The organism is Rhizobium sp. BK060 (genome assembly GCF_014193145.1).
GTDB lineage: Bacteria > Pseudomonadota > Alphaproteobacteria > Rhizobiales > Rhizobiaceae > Rhizobium.
On record NZ_JACHYW010000004.1, the window covers coordinates 174,904 to 192,565 of the forward strand.

21 protein-coding genes are annotated in these 17,662 nt (G+C 59.8%); 9 read left to right on the forward strand and 12 right to left on the reverse strand.

Annotation, left to right across the window (positions count from 1 at the left end; all coding sequences use genetic code 11):
• Nucleotides 1–75: 75 nt before the first annotated feature.
• The 4 genes from FHT71_RS06305 (at nucleotide 76) to FHT71_RS06320 (ending at nucleotide 2,402) form a co-directional block, all read left to right on the forward strand.
• The gene (locus tag FHT71_RS06305; protein ID WP_007534115.1) at nucleotides 76–336 is read left to right on the forward strand and encodes an accessory factor UbiK family protein; all 261 of its coding nucleotides are present in this window, start codon (nucleotides 76–78) and stop codon (nucleotides 334–336) included.
• Between the two features lie 392 nt (nucleotides 337–728).
• Nucleotides 729–1,229, forward strand: a complete 501-nt coding sequence (locus FHT71_RS06310) for a YbjN domain-containing protein (RefSeq protein ID WP_132588767.1) — start codon at nucleotides 729–731, stop codon at nucleotides 1,227–1,229.
• Nucleotides 1,230–2,048 carry a pyrroline-5-carboxylate reductase gene (proC, locus tag FHT71_RS06315; protein WP_183719285.1) on the forward strand — a complete coding sequence of 273 codons (819 nt, stop codon included), beginning with the start codon at nucleotides 1,230–1,232 and terminating at the stop codon, nucleotides 2,046–2,048.
• A gap of 12 nt (nucleotides 2,049–2,060) precedes the next feature.
• Nucleotides 2,061–2,402 (forward strand): tRNA-binding protein, encoded by a 342-nt coding sequence (locus FHT71_RS06320; protein WP_007790002.1) that lies wholly within the window; start codon nucleotides 2,061–2,063, stop codon nucleotides 2,400–2,402.
• On the opposite strand, the gene FHT71_RS06325 is transcribed toward FHT71_RS06320, so the two are convergent.
• Genes FHT71_RS06325 through FHT71_RS06340 form a run of 4 tightly spaced genes read right to left on the reverse strand, consistent with a single transcriptional unit; the run spans nucleotide 2,403 to nucleotide 5,599 of the window.
• The gene (locus tag FHT71_RS06325) at nucleotides 2,403–2,984 is read right to left on the reverse strand and encodes a DUF1349 domain-containing protein (RefSeq protein ID WP_183719287.1); all 582 of its coding nucleotides are present in this window, start codon (nucleotides 2,982–2,984) and stop codon (nucleotides 2,403–2,405) included.
• A gap of 7 nt (nucleotides 2,985–2,991) precedes the next feature.
• The gene (locus FHT71_RS06330) at nucleotides 2,992–4,371 is read right to left on the reverse strand and encodes an ATP-binding protein (RefSeq protein WP_037082050.1); all 1,380 of its coding nucleotides are present in this window, start codon (nucleotides 4,369–4,371) and stop codon (nucleotides 2,992–2,994) included.
• Between the two features lie 28 nt (nucleotides 4,372–4,399).
• Nucleotides 4,400–5,101 (reverse strand): response regulator transcription factor, encoded by a 702-nt coding sequence (locus FHT71_RS06335; protein ID WP_007790008.1) that lies wholly within the window; start codon nucleotides 5,099–5,101, stop codon nucleotides 4,400–4,402.
• Nucleotides 5,102–5,599 (reverse strand): MarR family transcriptional regulator, encoded by a 498-nt coding sequence (locus FHT71_RS06340; RefSeq protein ID WP_007790010.1) that lies wholly within the window; start codon nucleotides 5,597–5,599, stop codon nucleotides 5,102–5,104. It lies immediately after the preceding gene.
• A gap of 255 nt (nucleotides 5,600–5,854) precedes the next feature.
• Between FHT71_RS06340 and FHT71_RS06345 the strand changes: the two genes are divergently transcribed.
• Nucleotides 5,855–6,745 carry a branched-chain amino acid aminotransferase gene (locus FHT71_RS06345; RefSeq protein ID WP_183719289.1) on the forward strand — a complete coding sequence of 297 codons (891 nt, stop codon included), beginning with the start codon at nucleotides 5,855–5,857 and terminating at the stop codon, nucleotides 6,743–6,745.
• A 59-nt stretch (nucleotides 6,746–6,804) separates the two neighbouring features.
• Here FHT71_RS06345 and FHT71_RS06350 read toward each other — a convergent pair whose 3' ends face one another.
• Nucleotides 6,805–7,071 carry a hypothetical protein gene (locus FHT71_RS06350; RefSeq protein WP_007790016.1) on the reverse strand — a complete coding sequence of 89 codons (267 nt, stop codon included), beginning with the start codon at nucleotides 7,069–7,071 and terminating at the stop codon, nucleotides 6,805–6,807.
• Nucleotides 7,072–7,307: 236 nt separating this feature from the next.
• Complete coding sequence (locus FHT71_RS06355) at nucleotides 7,308–7,919, reverse strand: DUF1236 domain-containing protein (protein ID WP_132588763.1); 612 nt, start codon at nucleotides 7,917–7,919, stop codon at nucleotides 7,308–7,310.
• A gap of 253 nt (nucleotides 7,920–8,172) precedes the next feature.
• Between FHT71_RS06355 and FHT71_RS06360 the strand changes: the two genes are divergently transcribed.
• Nucleotides 8,173–8,820 carry an MBL fold metallo-hydrolase gene (locus tag FHT71_RS06360; RefSeq protein ID WP_132588762.1) on the forward strand — a complete coding sequence of 216 codons (648 nt, stop codon included), beginning with the start codon at nucleotides 8,173–8,175 and terminating at the stop codon, nucleotides 8,818–8,820.
• A gap of 60 nt (nucleotides 8,821–8,880) precedes the next feature.
• Here the strand turns inward: FHT71_RS06360 and FHT71_RS06365 are convergent, their stop codons facing one another.
• The 3 genes from FHT71_RS06365 to FHT71_RS06375 form a co-directional block, all read right to left on the reverse strand.
• On the reverse strand, nucleotides 8,881–9,282 hold the full coding sequence (locus FHT71_RS06365; protein ID WP_132588761.1) for a BA14K family protein: 402 nt from the start codon (nucleotides 9,280–9,282) through the stop codon (nucleotides 8,881–8,883).
• A gap of 141 nt (nucleotides 9,283–9,423) precedes the next feature.
• Nucleotides 9,424–9,639, reverse strand: a complete 216-nt coding sequence (locus FHT71_RS06370) for a cold-shock protein (RefSeq protein WP_007534130.1) — start codon at nucleotides 9,637–9,639, stop codon at nucleotides 9,424–9,426.
• 465 nt (nucleotides 9,640–10,104) lie between these two features.
• Nucleotides 10,105–11,019, reverse strand: a complete 915-nt coding sequence (locus tag FHT71_RS06375) for a DMT family transporter (RefSeq protein WP_132588760.1) — start codon at nucleotides 11,017–11,019, stop codon at nucleotides 10,105–10,107.
• A 109-nt stretch (nucleotides 11,020–11,128) separates the two neighbouring features.
• On the opposite strand from FHT71_RS06375, the gene FHT71_RS06380 reads away from it, so the two are divergent.
• Entirely contained in the window at nucleotides 11,129–11,614 is a 486-nt protein-coding gene (locus FHT71_RS06380; protein WP_132588871.1) for a DUF3052 domain-containing protein, read from the forward strand.
• 8 nt (nucleotides 11,615–11,622) lie between these two features.
• Here FHT71_RS06380 and FHT71_RS06385 read toward each other — a convergent pair whose 3' ends face one another.
• Genes FHT71_RS06385 through FHT71_RS06395 form a run of 3 tightly spaced genes read right to left on the reverse strand, consistent with a single transcriptional unit; the run spans nucleotide 11,623 to nucleotide 15,937 of the window.
• The gene (locus FHT71_RS06385) at nucleotides 11,623–12,771 is read right to left on the reverse strand and encodes a PQQ-dependent sugar dehydrogenase (protein WP_132588759.1); all 1,149 of its coding nucleotides are present in this window, start codon (nucleotides 12,769–12,771) and stop codon (nucleotides 11,623–11,625) included.
• A gap of 56 nt (nucleotides 12,772–12,827) precedes the next feature.
• Nucleotides 12,828–13,607, reverse strand: a complete 780-nt coding sequence (locus FHT71_RS06390; RefSeq protein ID WP_183719291.1) for a class GN sortase — start codon at nucleotides 13,605–13,607, stop codon at nucleotides 12,828–12,830.
• Nucleotides 13,604–15,937 carry a marine proteobacterial sortase target protein gene (locus FHT71_RS06395; RefSeq protein WP_183719293.1) on the reverse strand — a complete coding sequence of 778 codons (2,334 nt, stop codon included), beginning with the start codon at nucleotides 15,935–15,937 and terminating at the stop codon, nucleotides 13,604–13,606. Before FHT71_RS06395 ends, FHT71_RS06390 begins: the two co-directional genes overlap by 4 nt.
• A 19-nt stretch (nucleotides 15,938–15,956) precedes the next feature.
• Between FHT71_RS06395 and FHT71_RS06400 the strand changes: the two genes are divergently transcribed.
• Together FHT71_RS06400 and FHT71_RS06405 are read left to right on the forward strand one after the other, a co-directional pair.
• Nucleotides 15,957–16,256 (forward strand): hypothetical protein, encoded by a 300-nt coding sequence (locus FHT71_RS06400; protein ID WP_132588756.1) that lies wholly within the window; start codon nucleotides 15,957–15,959, stop codon nucleotides 16,254–16,256.
• A 54-nt stretch (nucleotides 16,257–16,310) separates the two neighbouring features.
• Nucleotides 16,311–17,513 (forward strand): pyridoxal phosphate-dependent aminotransferase, encoded by a 1,203-nt coding sequence (locus FHT71_RS06405; RefSeq protein WP_183719295.1) that lies wholly within the window; start codon nucleotides 16,311–16,313, stop codon nucleotides 17,511–17,513.
• Nucleotides 17,514–17,662: the final 149 nt, after the last annotated feature.

The window sequence follows — 17,662 nt, forward strand, 5'->3', positions numbered from 1 at the left end:
GGTGGCGAAGCCCTACCTCATTCTTGAGGGGCTAAAGAGGCCCTAAGTGGTATGTTGCAAAGGGAGAAAACCGCCATGACGACTGGAGCAAACCGCATCATGGACGAGTTCGCCAAGCTGATGACGGATGCCGCCGGCGCGGCCCAGGGTGTGCGCAAGGAAATCGAGACAGCCTTCAATGCGCAGGCGGAGCGCTGGCTCAATACGCTCGATATCGTCAAGCGCGAGGAATTCGAGGTCGTACGCGAAATGGCGATCAAGGCACGCGATGAAAACGACGCCCTGCTTGCCCGCATCGCGGCGCTGGAAGAAAAGCTTGCCGCCAAAGGCAAGTAATTCCCGTTGTGACACAGGCCGTGGTGTGGCCTTTATGAGACACGCCGCGGCTGCGACCTAAAAACCAGGTGCCGTTATCCACCTGTGGACACTGCCAAAAAGATCAATGGGCAGAGTCAGTTAAACCCTCCTTCTGAATCTAAAACCGAAAAGCTTTCCACAGTGCCGTTCCCTAAAACGGCTGTGAGGGGCTGGCGTGTCGCCTAGCCCGTTATACACTGATTTTAAATGATGATTCGAAGCGGTTGGTAAGCTCCAGGCAGGTTTGACTGCGTTAAGTCTGGTAGCGGTTCAACGGTCATCAGGGTTGGTGGTTCCGGCTGTTGCGTGTGTTCTCCTTGTGTCTCGTTGACGAAGTTGGTTCGCATTCACTCCGGTCAAGAAGGTGCTGCATGAGCCTCATGGAATTGGAAGTCGAGCGTCAGTCGAACCCGGTCGATATGATCGAGTACGTCGCCGCCAATAACGACTGGTCTTTCGAGCGGTCGGGCGATGACGAGATTGCGATGACGGTTGAAGGGAAGTGGACCGACTACCACGTTTCCTTTTCCTGGATGGAAGAGTTCGAGGCGCTGCACCTGGGCTGCGCCTTCGACGTCAAGGTTCCCGAACAGCGTGTCAACGAAGTCACCAAGCTTCTGGCCGCGATCAACGGTCAGGTACTGATGGGACACTTCGATCTTTGGCGCCAGGAAGACGTCATCATCTTCCGCCAATCGCTGCTGCTCGCCGGTGGTGCCGAGCCGACCAATCGGCAGGTCGAGGTTCTGCTTGCTAGTGCGCTCGACACCTGCGAGGCGTATTATCAGGCCTTCCAATTCGTGATCTGGTCCGGCATGGAGGCGAACCGCGCGATGGAAGCGGTTCTCTTCGAAACGGTCGGCGAGGCGTAAATGTCATCCGCATCTTCAGGTCCTGTCGTTCTCATCGGTGCCGGCAACATGGGGGGCGCAATGCTCTCCGGCTGGCTGAAGAGCGGCGTGGCCGGTTCCTGCATCGTGGTTGTCGATCCCGGTCCGTCTGACCAGATGATGAAGACCATCAACGATGCCGGCGTGACCCACGTTACCTCCGCTCCGGCCGGATTGACGGCAGGTGTCCTGTTCCTCGCGGTCAAGCCGCAGGTGATGGAAGCCGTGCTGCCGCCGGTGAAGGGCACGATCGGGCCCGAGACGGTGGTCGTTTCCGTCGCAGCCGGCAAGACGCTCTCGTTCCTTGAGGGGCATCTCGGCGCGGCTGCGATGGTGCGCGCCATGCCGAATACGCCGGCCATGGTCGGTCGCGGCGTCACGGGCGCCTTCGCCAATACGCGCGTCACGGCTGCGCAGCGCGAGCACGTCCATTCTCTCTTGCAAGTATCCGGTCCCGTCGAGTGGGTTCCAACCGAAGCCGATATTGATGCTGTCACGGCGCTGTCGGGAAGCGGACCGGCCTATGTGTTCTATCTCGTCGAGTGTATGGCAGAGGCAGGCCGTAAACTTGGCTTGCAGGCGGACCTTGCCATGCGCCTTGCACGGGAAACTGTCGCGGGGGCTGGTGAGCTTTTGCACCAGTCCCCCGACGACGCCTCACGCCTGCGCCAGAACGTGACCTCGCCGGGCGGCACGACGGCGGCTGCGTTGTCCGTTCTCATGGCCGAGGATGCGATGCAGCCGCTTTTCGACAAGGCCCTTGCCGCAGCACGCAAGCGCGCCGAAGAGCTTGCCGGCTGAGGACATCCGAACATGGCTGACGAAATCACCTATGCCGACTTCGAACGTGTCGACATCCGCGTCGGTACGATTGTCGAAGTGAGCCCGTTCCCGGAAGCACGGAAGCCGGCCTTCAAGCTGTTGATCGACTTCGGGGCGGAAATCGGCCTCAAGAAATCATCGGCCCAGATCACCGTTCACTATACGCCCGAGAGCCTGATCGGTCGGCAGGTTCTCGGTGTGGTCAACTTTCCGCCGCGGCAGATCGGCCCGGTCCGCTCAGAAGTCCTGACGCTCGGCTTCGAGGACGAAGCCGGCGCCATCGTTCTTGCGGCAACCGATAAGCCAGTGCCGAACGGCAAGAAGCTGATGTGATCAGTGGATCTCGCGCGACAGTGGGTCGCTCAGCGAGAAAGCATGGAATACGGCTTCAAAACCGGCGCGTTGGGGCGAGCAGAATGCCGGACCGACGGCAACCTCCACAAATGCCGGATCAAACCAAGCAAGCCGCGCCATGCGCCAGTCCTCCATGCGGTCTGTTCTGTATTGAATGAACAGAGCATCACCAGTTCGCGTTACGCGCACGCCCATGCGGTCGAATGCGTGGTCGAGCCGAAAGGCTGACCAGTCGGAGTTGCGGTTGGTGACGACGACGCTGAAGTGCATTGCTCCATCGGTATATTCGATCCCGCATTTCATCCAATGCGTCGCGTCGGCCCGAACCATCATGCCGGCCTGGTCGTAGAGCTCCTCATAGCGTGCGGAGAAGGATACGTCGGCCGTGAAGTCGCCCTGCCGCGGCTGATGCAGGAAATGCGCGTCGTCGCGGTGAAAGCCGTAGTAGGTTCCTTGCCAGAAGTCCGTCTTCGGTCCGGACCAGACATGCAGGTCGCCGTTGCGCTCTTCGGAGCGAGGCGGCGGGTTCAGCCATGTCATTGGCGCCGTATCGATCGTCATCTGTTTTTCACGCGGGTAGGCGCACGGTCGCCCGCAGACCGCCCAGAGGGCTGTCGCCGAGCGTGACGTTGCCGCCGTGGCTTCGGGCGATGTCGCGGGCAATGGCAAGGCCGAGGCCGGTGCCCGAGGCATCGAGATTGCGCGCTTCATCGAGCCGGAAGAATGGCTTGAAGACATCCTCGCGGTTTTTCTCGGGAATACCCGGACCATCGTCGTCAAAGGTGATCGTCAGCCACTTGGCGCTGTGTTTGGCGTTGACGTCGAGGGTGCTGGCGTAGCGGCGAGCATTCGAGGCGAGGTTCGTCACAAGGCGCGTGAAGGCGTTTGGACGCACCGCAATACCGTCCTCGCCCTCTATGGAGTATTTGAGTGTCTTGCCCTCGTGAAGTTCGAAATCGGTCTCAAGCTTTGCAAAGAGGTCGCTGAGCTTCACTTCGCCGACGTCTTCTTCGACTTCGCTTCGTGCAAAAGCCATGTAGGCCTCGAGCATCGACTGCATGTCGTTGATGTCGTCGTTCAGGCCGTGCAGGTCGGGATTGTCGCCGGCCAGCGCCAATTGCAGCTTGAAGCGGGTCAGGATCGTGCGCAGATCGTGGCTCACTCCGGTCAGCATCGCGGTGCGCTGCTCCATCTGCCGCTCGATGCGCTCGCGCATCAGAATGAAGGCAAGGCCCGCGCGGCGAACCTCGTCTGCACCGCGCGGGTGGAAGTTGTCAGCCTTCTGACCCTTGCCGAAGCTTTCTGCTGCGTTTGCGAGCGCGAGGATCGGTCGGATCTGTCCCCGCAGGAAGAGGATCGATATGCCGATCAGCACCAGCGAAGCGCCGACCATCCAGACGATGAAGATGTGGGTGTTGGAGGCGTAGGTCGAGCTGCGTCTTGCCAGCACGCGAAGGATCTTGTCTTCGAGCTTGATGCGGATCTCGACGAGATTGGAATCGCCCAATGTGTCGATCCAGAACGGGCGTTTGACCTGGTCGCTGATCTCGTCGCTCAGGATGCCATCAAGGATTGAGAAAAAGGGCTTGGTTCGTGGCGGCGGAAGATCGCCGTCCGGCTCGATCGAGATCTGCAGGCCCAGCTGGTCGCGTGCTATGTGAGTGACCTCGCTGTAATCCGTATCCTGCGGGTAGGTCTCGATGATCTGGATGACCGCGGCGATGTCGCGTGTGACCGCAGCAGAGAGGCGCTGCGTCACCATCTGCCAGTGGCGTTCCATGAACAAGGCCGCGACAACGGACTGGAGCAGCAACATCGGGATGATGATGATGAGAAGCGAGCGGACGTAGAGGCCGGTCGGCAGATAGAGCCGTAATCTGCGGATCATCCACCGCCATCCGCGGGTGGGCGAACGGTCTTCGCGCCGAAGAGAGTCGAATGTCACCATTTGGTCGCTGGTCCCGGGGTTGCGACTGTCAATCGATGCTCAATCGGTATCCTATACCACGAACCGTCTGCAGCCAGACCGGATTTGCGGGATCGTCCTCGATCTTGCGTCGCAGGCGATTGATCTGCACATCGATGGTGCGCTCGCCGACATCGACATCGTTGCCGATAAGCTCATGCCGCGGAATCGTGTCGCCGGCGCGCTTGGCAAACAGCAGCATGATTTCCTGCTCGCGATCCGTCAACCGGACGACTTCGGAGGCCTTCTTCAGCTCCTTGCGCGTCAGCGAGAAGGTATATGGTCCGAACATCACCTGTTCGATCTTCGGCGCATCGTTCGAGACATTGCGGCGCAGGATGTTGTTGACGCGCAGCACCAGTTCGCGCGGATCAAAGGGCTTGGCCAGATAATCGTCGGCGCCCGCCTCCAGTCCGGCGATGCGGCTGCCCGATTCCGCCAGTGCCGTTAGCATGATAATCGGCACGTTCTTGATCGTGCGCAGGCCCCTGGTCACGTCGATCCCGGAATCGCCCGGCATCATGACGTCCATGATGATGAGGTCGAAATCCAGTCCGGCGAGCTTGCGTTGCGCCTCAGCACCGTCTGCGGCCACCGTCACCCTGAACCCGTTCTCGGTCAAATAGCGGTTGAGCAGAGCGCGGATACGCGTGTCGTCATCCACAACAAGCAAGTGCGCAGCGTCGTCCGAAATCACTGTCTTTGTCGCCATTCAGTCTGCTTTCGCGTTTTGTCTGTTACGCATACCCCTCAGGAAGGCCTTTATGCCCTCCCGTACCTCCGGAGAAGCCCCGTCGAATGCTCTCTCAATACGGCGCGATTGCGGCTCTGCCAGAGCAAGGGCCAGCTCGCGCCCCATCTTGGTAGGATAGAGCTTGCGCTGCCGCCTGTCTTCAGGCCCCGCAATCTGACGAATATACCCCGAATCGATGAGTTGTTTGAGCACTCTTGCGAGACTCTGCTTGGTAATCTTCAATGTATCCAGCAGATCGGCAACCGTCATGCCGGGGTTGCGGTTAACGAAATGAACGACGCGGTGGTGCGCCCGGCCGAAACCGATCTCCGCAAGAATGGCGTCAGGATCGGAAACGAAGTCACGATAGGAAAAGAACAGAAGCTCGATGATCTCGAAATCGATGGTTTCCGTGTCTTCCATCGGCATTTTCAGCGGTTCGGGCTTGCCCGCCTTCGGGCTCGTCTGGCGTGCCAATTTGGCATTTCCTTTCTTGTTGCGCACCTCGGGGCAAGCTTTCGTAAAAATATGTCAGCATTGTTGACGTATCTCTGCGCCGTTGCTAGCTTCCCTAAGCGTTGCGAAGCGGGAAGAGGACGCCATTTCCACTGGAAATTTGGCCCGACTTCGCAAACTTCACTACAATGCGTAATTTTCCCCTGCGTGAGTGGATAAAACGTATTGGGGACAACAATCAACAGCAATGGCGTGCGGGCGCCGGAGGAGTGCGAAATGGCTTCAGTTCCCTTTGATCAAATGGATGGCGAAATCTGGTTCAACGGGGCGTTCGTGCCGTGGAAAGACGCAAAGATCCACGTGCTGACCCATGGGCTCCACTACGCAAGCGCGGTGTTCGAAGGTGAGCGCGCCTATGGTGGCCGGGTCTTCAAGCTGACGGAACATAACCAGCGCCTGCACACGTCGGCCGAGATTCTCGGCTTCAAGGTACCATACTCGGTTTCTGAGCTGGATGCGGCGACGATCGAGCTCCTGAAGCGCCAGGGCTTTTCCGATGCCTATGTCCGCCCAATTGCCTGGCGCGGCAGCGAGATGATGGGTGTGTCCGCGCAAGCAAGCCGGATCAATGTCGCGATCGCCATTTGGCAGTGGGGGAGCTACTTCAATCCGGCCGAGAAGCTGAAGGGCATCCGGCTCGATATTGCCGAGTATCGCCGGCCCGATCCGAAGACAGCGCCTTGCGCATCGAAGGCCGCCGGTCTCTACATGATCTGCACGATTTCAAAGCATGCGGCCGAAGCCAAGGGGTATGCCGATGCCATGATGCTCGATTATCGTGGCCAGGTGGCGGAAGCGACCGGGGCAAACATCTTCTTCGTCAAGGATGATGTCATCCACACACCAACGCCGGATTGCTTCCTGAACGGCATTACGCGACAGACGGTGATCGAACTCGCGAAGCGTCGCGGGATCGAGGTGATCGAGCGCGCCATCATGCCGGAGGAGCTTCCGGGTTTCAGCGAGTGCTTCTTGACGGGCTCTGCGGCAGAGGTGACGCCGGTCTCGGAAATCGGTCCACATAAATTCACGCCGGCCACGATCAGCGAAACGCTGATGAACGACTACATGAAAGAGGTATATCCAGCCGCTGCAGCGGCCGAGTGATCTTGACCAGCAGGAACGGCCGAGTTCCTCGCGAGCTCGGCCGTTTTTCGATGCGCTGTCTACCTCGCGCGAGCGACTACCGCGCCGACGATCGTCGACAGGATGCCGCCGCCGATCAAGCCGCCTATGCCGTCAGCAATGAGGCCGGTCATTGCGGCTTCTCCACCGACCATGCTGAGCAGCATGCCGCCGCCGATGCCGCCGATTGCGCCGGCGATCGTCCGGGCAACGGTATTGATCGCAACCTGCTTCAGTGCGCCGCTCGCAACATTGCCGCCGACGGCACCTGCTATCACTTGTGTGATGATAGGCAATAAGGCTTCCACGATTTCCCTCCTTTGCGTTTCCTCAAAACGCCGCTGCCGGCTGCGCGGTCCGAAAGGATAGCCAGCCATACAGGCGATCCGACGTCCGACTGGGAGCAGGGATATCGTCTGAATTTCAGTATTTTATCATGGTTGAATGTAAAGTGGAATGGAGAGCAACCCATGCGTGAAAGTTTTCCACGCTGCCGTCAAAGAAAAGGCGCGCGAAGGCGCCTTTTCCATGTTGTGCATCATGGTCAGTTGTAGACATAAACGATGCGGCGAGTACCGGGGTCCACAAGAACCGGCCGATCGTTGATGCGGACATATCGATACTGATAGTCCGGAATCTCCCGGAACGTCACGTTATCCGGCACCGCTGCACCGACAACGACATCTCCGCGGAGGCGCACGGTCTGGGCCGGATTGGTTTGAACATAGGTCGTAACAGTTTCAGGCGGGCTGATCGCTTCGACGGAACCAACCGGGCCCAGCAATTCGTCACCTGGTGCCGGATCGGCAGGCGCGACACTCGCCGTTGTCTCATAGGTCACGACGGGAACGCCGAGATCGGCTTGGTGCTGTTCGACGATGACGCTGTTGCCAGCTTGTTCAACCTGTAGATACTGTGCATAGACCCAGCCACGGACGCCGTTGACGTCAACACGGCACCAACGGCTTCCCTGGATGCAGCCGTCAAGCATGGCCTGCGAGCCGCGTGTCACCATACCGATGGAAGGATACTGCGGGCCGGGGCCGGCACGAACGTTCAGATCGTTGATGGCCGTGGCAACCATGTCCGCCTGGGCAAGACCGGCGCTTCCCACGACGATCGCGCCGGCCAGGAACAGATTTCGCTTCAAGGTCATCTCGTTTCTCCTTGTCTTGTACAGGCAGGTAACGTTTTGGTTGATGACGATGTTCCCGCGCGCCCAGTCTCGCCGGTAAACGATTGTATCAATGTGTTAAATTCGAACGGAACCGATGCCGACACCTGGGCCCAGATAAACCTGGGCCCAGGTGTCGACGGTCTTTGCCTGACGCTGCGTTCGATAAATCCCGGGCTGTGCACGGCGCGGTTTCGGACTATAGGGACACAGGACATAGAGAAGCGAGGCACTCATGGGCATGCTCCAGGCCGGCATTATTCCGGTGACACCCTTTCAGCAGAACTGCACGATCCTCTTCGATCCTGAGACGAAGGAGGGCGTCGTGGTCGATCCGGGCGGGGATGTGCCGGCGATCCTTGATGCCATCAAGTCGAACGGTTTCAGTATCAAGGAAATCTGGCTGACGCACGGCCATCTTGACCACGCCGGCGGTGCGAAGGAGCTCAAGGAGGCTCTAGGTATTGATATCGTCGGCCCGCATGAGGATGATCTTCCTCTGCTGCAGCGGATCGAGACGCAGGCGCAGAAATATGGTCTGCCGCCGGGCATGCAGAACGTCGTTCCCGACCGCTGGCTGAAGGACGGTGATAAGGTTTCCTTCGGCACTCACGAGTTCGAAGTCTATCACACGCCGGGCCACGCGCCGGGCCATGTCATTTATGTCAATCGCGCGCAGAACTTTGCCCATCTGGGCGACGTGCTGTTCAACGGCTCGATCGGTCGGACGGATTTGCCGGGGGGCAACCACCAGCAACTGCTCGATTCGATCCGCGACAAGGTTTTGCCGCTGGGCGATGACGTCGGCTTCATTTGCGGGCACGGGCCGGGCAGCCGCATTGGTGATGAGCGACGCAGCAACCCGTTCCTGCAGGGGATCTGACCGACAAAATGAAAGCGCCGCTGAAAGCGGCGCTTCGTGTTCCATCATATCGTGCGACGATCAGCCAGCTGTGCAGAAGTGGCTGCGACCGTCGTAGCCGATGTAGGTGCCGCTACGCGGGTCGAAGGACTGGTAGCGATAGGAGCAATAGCGCTCCCACTGCGGGGTCCAGGGCTCGACGTCGGCACGATAATAGCGAGCCGGGGGCGCGCGATAGACCGGAGCGGCGTCGTATTCCGGCTCATAGGGGGGATCGATGTAGCGCGGCTCATCATAACGCGGGGCGCTGGCGATGGCAGAACCAACGATAAGACCTGTTGCCAAGCCTACGGCACCGCCGACGAGGGCGTCGTCGTTGTGGTGGTGGCGATGCCAATCACCGGCGGACGCAACGCTGATCGATGATACGGTGAGGGCAGCAGCAGTTGCCGTCATGAGGAGCGTTTTCGCAAGCCTGTTCATTTGTGTTTCCCTGTTTCAACCGATTCCGGTTCTGCACCTTGATGATGGCAAGGTAAGGGCCGCGATGTGAATGCAGGCTGAATGACAAAACCCGGCATCGCTGCCGGGCTTCAACTCGAATTGACAGCGTTGGCTGGAGGCTCAGCCTGCAATCTGCAGGTTGACAGCCTTGGGGCCCTTGCCGCGCCGATCCGGCTCCGTGTCGAAGCTAACCTTCTGATTCTCCGTCAGTCCGGCCAAGCCAGAAGCCTGAACGGCAGAAATGTGCACAAAGATGTCGGCGCCGCCCTTGTCCGGCTTGATAAAGCCAAAACCTTTGTCGGTATTGAAGAATTTTACAGTGCCAGTCTCGGCCATGCGTCAGGTCCTTTTATCTCTGCCCGCCATCCACACGGGCAGCATCACTGATATTGCCTCCTTGCGGAGACGTTAGCAGGCAATCATTGAAATGTGAGAAAAAGGTCCCCTCTAGCTCAACCAGATTCGCCACGGAACTGACGCCCGCGTTGTTGCAACTGGTTGACCGGAATATTAGCGTCTCCGGCGCGCACATTCCTAAGGACTTCCCATGCTCGCAAAATGCCCGAACACGGTGAGAGTGCTGCGATTATTAAATTTTGGCAAGCAAAAGTTTTTTAACGCCTCTGTGCCGATACGCCTCTTTGAACGGCATTTTCGCGCGTCTAGAGCAAAAATTTGGTCGTCAGCCGCCGCAGATCAACGCTTTATATCGTTGGCAATATAGTTTGGGAGCAGATTTTGCCAAGAATGCAACAATAACGCGACTACGCAAGAGCTAAAGTTTTTTTCTTTTCTGGGCATTCAACCCAAATTTGGGCTCGGTTTCAGTCTGTCCGAAGCACGGCGGCGTGCCATTTCGGGCACCACTTCAACCAGAAGCATAGCGGTAAACATCAACGCGCAGCCGGCGTAGCCGAGCGGTGGCATGGTTTCGCCCAGCATCAGGGCGCCGAGCGAGGCGCCGAAGAGCGCTTCAGAAGACAGGAAGATCGCTGCCTGCGACGGGGTCGTGTAGCGTTGGCCGATGATCTGCAGCGAAAAGGCGACACCCGAGGAGAAGAGGCCGACATACAGGATCTCGGGGGCCGCCGCCCATACCGCCTCCCAGCTGATCGGTTCCGCGACGATGGCAACGGCGAGCGCACAGGCCCCGGCCACGGCAAACTGGGCGGTCGAGAGTGCAAGCGGACGACCGGTTTCGGATACCGTAGTGCCTGCCAGAGTGATCTGCCCGGCCCAGAAGACAGCGCAAACGACCGTCAACAGATCGCCGGTCGTCAAGGCCGAGAGCTGTCCGCCCGACAACAAGTAGATGCCGGATACGGCCATGATCGCACCGGGCCAGATGACCCAGTGCGGAGAGCGGCGGAGGAAGACGACGGCGATCAAGGGGACGATCACGACATAGAGCCCGGTAATGAAACTCGAATTCGTCACCGTCGTCGTCTGCAGGCCGATCTGCTGCGTTGCGGCGCCGCCAAACAGCGCAAGACCCGTCAGCACATAGAGCTTGAGATGGCGCGGCGCGGTCTTGACCGCCGCCTTGCGTGCCTCGAGCAGCATGAAAGGCAGAACCGCCACTGCAGCAATCATGAAGCGCAGGCCAATGAACCAGAACGGACCGATCGCCTTCATTGCCGTTGACTGCGCGACAAAGCCGCCGCCCCAGATGGCAGCTGCAAGCAATAGAAGGAGGTTCGCCTGAATGCGCGTCATTTCGTCCTCTGGGCGGGAGCGGGAGAGTATGGCCGAGCGTTAACAGTTGCCTTTCGTTTGAGCAAGGGTGAAGAATGTCGCCACCGCGTTAGCGCCTGAAGGCAAACGGATGACAACGAAAGCGGTTTCATCGCCTGACGAAGAGGCTGCGCCGTCACCGCGCGGACATGATGCGCCGGCGGGGTATTCCGGCAGTTTACTGACGCGAAAGCTAGGCCTGAGGGAAGGGCAGGCGGCACTGTTGATCGGCGTGCCCGAGATCACCGAGATACAAGGTTTTGATCACTTCTCCTCTGTCGAGACCGCTTTGCCATCAATGATCGAGCGTCGCTTCGACTATGGCCACGTTTTTGAAACGCGCCGGCCAGTTCTTGAAGACATGGCACCGGCTCTGTCGGGCGTCCTTAAACCGGACGGGATGCTGTGGATTTCCTGGCCCAAGAAAGCGGCACGGGTGCCGACGACAATCACCGAAGACGTCCTAAGATCGATTTTCCAGCCGTTGGGACTGGTTGACGTCAAAGTTTGCGCCATAGACGAAACATGGTCCGGCCTGAAGTTCGTGATTCGAAAGGAACTGCGCGCCGGTCTTTAGGCTTCGCATCAATCATTGTTGGCCGGCGCTCGCGACACTCTGAGCAAGGCACCATCATCTTCATCCGTGAGGATCAGCAGGGCGCCGTCCGGTGCAATGACCACGTCGCGCATGCGGCCATAGGAGCCGTCGAATATCCGCTCCTCGGCGACAAAGGCTCCGCCATCATCGCGCTGCATACGCGAAAGTAGCTGAAACTTCAGCGCGGCAACGAGAAAGTTGCCGTCCCATTCGGGGAACATCTTGCCGCGATAAATGGCCAGCGCTCCCGGCGCTATGGACGGGTCCCAATAATAAAGAGGTTGTTCAAGTCCTTCCTTGGCCGTGCCTTCGCCGATCTCGGCGCCGGAATAATCGCGGCCATAGGTGATGATCGGCCAGCCGTAGTTCTTGCCGGGTTCGATGTCGTTGATCTCATCACCGCCACGGGCACCGTGCTCAGCCGTATAGAGCTTGCCGTCGGCGGCATCGAAGGCGATGCCTTGCGGATTGCGATGGCCTTTCGACCATATTTGCGGAAGCGCCTTTTCGCCGTCCTTGAAAGGGTTGTCATCAGGAATGCTACCATCAGCGCTGATGTGAATGATGGAGCCGGCGTCGTCCTTCCAGTCCTGGGAGCGATCCCTGTCGCCGCGATCGCCGATGCTAATGAAAAGCGAGCCGTCCTTGGCGAAGGCGATGCGAGAGCCGTACTGGATGTTGCCGCTGGTAAAACGCTTCATCGCAAAGATGGATTTGACGTCCTCGAGGCTCGTTCCGTCTTTTGACAGCGTAGCGCTGAAGACCTCGGTGCCGGAGCCACCCTTGGCCCTTGTCGCAGCGGTGAGGAATATCCTGCGGCTCATTCCAAAATCAGGCGCGAGCGCAACGTCCATCAGGCCTCCTTGGCCGCGGGCATTGACATCAGGGACGCCGGCGATGGGGGCGGAGAGCTTGCCGTTGCGGATGATGCGCAGCCGTCCCGGTCGTTCGGTGACAAGATAGGAGCCGCCAGGAAGAACCTCTACGGCCCAAGGATGCTCGAGCCCGGTCGCAATTGTATCGACTTGCACCTCAACCGTTTTCGTCTTGACGATATCGGCAGACAGGCCGGGGGAGGCGGCCAAGGCCGCTGTTGCGAGAAGAAATCCGAATTGAAGCCTTGCAAGTGTCCTCATGGTCCGTCCCGTCGTCTGTCCAGATCAACGTGGTGCGTCGGACACCTGCTTCAAGCTCATTCGCGCTGGGATAACGGCTTTGTGTTTGCCGCTGGCACGGTGCCGATTGGCTGCGGATCGACGAGTTCCGCTTCGACGATGTAGCGCAGTGGGCCGCGTTCCGTCGCGCCGAAAGGCCAGCAGGTCGCGAGCACGAGATGGCGGCCTTGCGCTGTCGGATCAATGCCGCTTTGATCCCATGGCACGATGCGGCCTTCGCCCGCCTTGAAGGTCAAAACCTTGCCATCGCGACGTGTGACCTCGATTTCGTCGCCTGCTTCGACGTCCTTCAGCCAACGGAAATGCGTGTCGCGATGGGCGGCGATGACGGAGGTGCCCTCGTCGCCGGGTTGGGGCGTATTGGCGAGCCAGGCGGGGCCGAAGGCCAGAGCCTCGCCGGAGGCGCCGGACAGGACGATCGCATGCTTGCCGAGGCGAGGCGCGGTCACTTCCGCCTCGGTCGTGAAATCCGCCCAGGGCCAAGGCTTGGTGTCTTCGCCGCGAAGTTCGGCGGCAAAGGCCCGCTTCAGGAGAAGCTGCGACAGTTCCGCCTTGGCCTTGATGTAGAGCCCGTCGGCCACCAGTGCCGTTCCGTACAGCGCGAGGGCGGCGATGCTCACAACAATGGCCTTCTCGACGACGCAGAGACGGGGCAGGAGCGAGCGGCTTTCCTGCGCCGTCGCAGTATCGTAAGCGGTCGCCGCCGCCGCCATGGCGAGCTCGAGGTAGGTCGGAAGTGGGCCGAACTCCTCCGCTTCGTGGTTGCGAACTGCGGCTCGCGAGCTCACTGGCGTCATTGCCTGTCCCCTGCGAAGACGCCGCGCACGCGCCGGCGCCAAATGGCAAACCCGCTTGCCGCGATCAGTGCGGCAAAAAGCATGACGATGCCGCGGACGATCTGCTCGTCTGCACGCGTTGCGGTTTGCGGCAGCTTTACCGACGCGGACTTCTGGGCAATCAGCCCGGCTGCCTTCGCCGTAGGTGCGGCAGCCATGCGCGATGCCGCCAGCTGCGCAAACTCCTGCCGGGGCGTCGCCATCGCATGATCGGGCGGGCTGGTCGGGGCCGGGGCTTCCTCACCGAAGACCTTCTCGAAATCCCAGCCATCAGGCAGGTTAAGCGGCAGCTTTGCCGAGCCGACGGGCTCGCCTGCAGGACGCGATGGTGTGACGTCGACCGCGACGAGGCTCGTTACACGCGAGACGAGGTGGTGGGCGAGCGCCACCGTCAAGATGTCCCTGTCGAGCGAAGCGCGGTCCTCCCGTTCGTAGCCGCGGGCTTCCAGGTCGTCGATCTTGCGCCGCGCCCAGAGCTTGGAAATGCCCTGGCCATCGGCGGCGTTGGCGATATCCACGTCGACGCGCCAGGGCTGGATGCCGGTCTTGCCTATGATCTGCAGCTTGCCGGTGGGTTTTTCTTCCGCCAGTTCCGCGGTCAGGACGACCGGCTCGCCGGTATAGAGGTCAGGCATCGGGTTCGGGGTGATGTCCTTGGCCTTTATACCTTCGAAGGTTGCCGTAATATCGGTCATTGCCGGGTTCTGAAGCTTCGCGAAAAGCTCTCCCATGCGGGTCGCGACCTGCTCGGCGGAGCCGATCTGGGTGAAGGTACCGCGGCCCATCTCGGCGGCTTTGGTCATGAAATAGGAGTTTGGCGCCGAGCCGATGCCGACTGTGAAGACGCGGGCCTCGCCACGGTTTTGGCTGATCTCGCCAAACAACTGCTGTTCATTGCCGATTGCGCCGTCTGTCAGGAACACGACCTGGCGAAGCGCGCCGTTGGCGACAGGCCCCTGGTTGCGCAGCGCATCCTGTAGCGCCGGCAGCATTTCGGTACCGCCGTCTGCGGTCAGTCCGCGGACATAGGCGATGGCCTTCTCGCGATTGTCGGGTGAGGCGGCAACGAGGCCGTTGAAATAGTCGGTCATCGTATCGTCGAAGCGGATGACGTTGAAGCGGTCGTCGGGGTTGAGCTTCGAGATCGCAAGCGCCAGGCTTTCCTTCGCCTGCGCGATCGACGGGCCGGACATGGAACCGGAATTGTCGAGGACGAAGACGACTTCGCGCTTGGCTGTCGGCGACGATGTATCGGGCGTTGCCGGCGGTGTGACGAAGGCAAGCAGGTAGGTCTTGCCGTTGATGACCTCGCGGAAAAGTCCGGCACTTGGCGTTTTGCCAGGCGCGGCCTTCCAGGTGAGTTCGAAGTCCTTGTCGGCCGGAACGCTCTCTCCCCTAATCGAGATCGTGCGGCTCTGGTCGCCGTCCTGCTTGATGTCGACGTCATGGAAGGAGGATTTCACGTCGCCGAGCGGAAAGCCGGCCTTGAGATTGACGGTGAGCGCGACGGGGTTGATCTTCGCGTTCTCGCGCGGATCGAGAACCGGCGCCTCGATTTTCTCGCGATTTTCCACCGGGTCGGTCGGGACCGCGAAGCCGGCACCATTGTTGAATTCCACGGTCTGGAAGATCGGCGCCGGATTGTAGCGGGGGGCGACGACCATCGGGAAGCGCAGCGAGAACTCGCCGCCGGACTGGTGGACGGCCTGCTGGTATTCGATCTGCACGACAATCGTTTCGCCGGGGCCGATGTTGGCGACCTGGTTGGTGAAGATGTTGGATCGCTGCTGCTCGAGAAGAGCGGCCTTCTTGCCTTCCGCCTTTGCCTGTTCGTAGATTTCGCGCGCTTCCTGACGCGGCTTGATCTGACCCTCGATGAAGCGCTCGCCGATCTGCATCTTCAGCACGTCGACAGCGGAGTTTTCCGGGAGCGGAAAGACATACGTACCCTCAACCCAGCCCTTGCTCGGGTTCTGGAATCGTTGGGTGACCCTGACGCGGGCGATGGGGCCGGAGACGTCCATCTGGACGTCGGTCTTCAGGCGTGGTGCCTCGATAAAGAAGCCGGGCTCCTTAGCGGGAAAAAGGAGGGAGCCGCTGTTGACGTCGTTCGGTCGAACGAGACCGGCGAGTTGCTCGACCTTTTGCTGGCTTTCTTCGGCGTAAACCGTCGTGACGAGCCCGAATGTCATAACTATCGACGCGGCGAAAGCCACGAATGCAACCAGCAATGAGATGGATACGCGACTGGCGCGAAGGCGCCTTATGACAAACTCGTCTTCCACAAACATGGTATGCCCTCAATAACCAATGTCGGATGCACCAAGATGCGGCTTCGATCTCGGCGCGCTCGCGACCGAATTGCGGCATGCCGCGGCATTTGTTGCGGCCAATTCGTGGCAAAGCCTGAAAAAGGCGAAGTTTTTGATTTCAGGGCGTAAATCGGACCCTCTTCAGAAATCGATTCAAGTGCTTCGCAAAATTGTTCATCGGGCCGAGTGGGTGATGTCGCGAATTGACAATCGTATGAGCCAACTGATCACGAAGAATCATTGGCACCATCACGCCTTTGCGCTTGAAATGCCTGCTCACATTGGACATAGAGCTTAGCGCAGAATTCCGGTCCCGGCTTTCTGCCCAAATCAACCGTATAGGACCGATATCATGGCCTTTCTTGCCGATGCTCTTTCCCGTGTGAAGCCTTCAGCCACCATCGCCGTTTCCCAGAAAGCGCGCGAGCTGAAAGCGAAAGGACGCGATGTGATTGGCCTCGGCGCCGGCGAGCCGGATTTCGATACGCCAGATAATATCAAGAAGGCGGCCATCGACGCGATCAACCGCGGCGAGACAAAGTACACTCCGGTTTCCGGTATCCCTGAACTGCGCAAGGCGATTGCCGCGAAGTTCAAGCGCGAGAACGGCCTGGAATACTCCTGGGAGCAGACGATCGTCGGCACCGGCGGCAAGCAGATCCTCTTCAATGCCTTCATGGCGACGCTGAACCCGGGCGATGAAGTCGTCATCCCGGCGCCGTACTGGGTGTCCTACCCGGAAATGGTGTCGCTGTGCGGCGGCACCCCTGTCATCGTTTCGGCGACGCAGGAAAACAACTTCAAGCTGCAGGCGGGCGATCTCGACAAGGCGATCACGCCGAAGACGAAGTGGTTCGTCTTCAACTCACCGTCCAACCCGTCGGGTGCTGCCTACACGCATGCCGAACTCAAGGCACTGACGGACGTGCTGCTGAAGCATCCGCATGTCTGGGTGCTGACCGACGACATGTACGAGCATCTGACCTATGGCGACTTCAAGTTCGTCACGCCTGTCGAAGTCGAGCCGAAGCTCTACGATCGCACGCTGACGATGAACGGCGTCTCCAAGGCCTACGCGATGACCGGCTGGCGTATCGGCTATGCGGCAGGTCCGATCCAGCTCATCAAGGCGATGGACATGATCCAGGGGCAGCAGACCTCGGGTGCGACGTCGATCGCGCAGTGGGCTGCCGTCGAAGCGCTGAACGGCACGCAGGATTTCATCCCTCAGAACAAGAAGGTCTTCGAAGGCCGCCGCGACCTCGTCGTGTCGATGCTGAACCAGGCCAAGGGCATCACGTGCCCGTCGCCGGAAGGCGCGTTCTACGTCTATCCGTCCTGCGCCGGCCTCATCGGCAAGACCGCACCCTCTGGCAAGGTTATCGAGACGGACGAGGACTTCGTGTCCGAGTTGCTTGAAAGCGAAGGTGTAGCCGTCGTTCACGGCTCGGCTTTCGGCCTTGGCCCGAACTTCCGCATCTCCTATGCGACCTCGGAAGCGCTGCTTGAGGAAGCCTGCAAGCGCATCCAGCGCTTCTGCGGCGCCTGCAAGTAAGCAATTCAGGAACGAATGCGAAATCCCGCCGGAAACGGCGGGTTTTTTGTTGGCCGGACGTTGCCAACCGGCTGAGATGAAAAGTCTACCGAATTCCCGGCGAGAAGTGCCATGTTCCTACCCAGTACCGCAAGGCAAGGGCGGGTCCG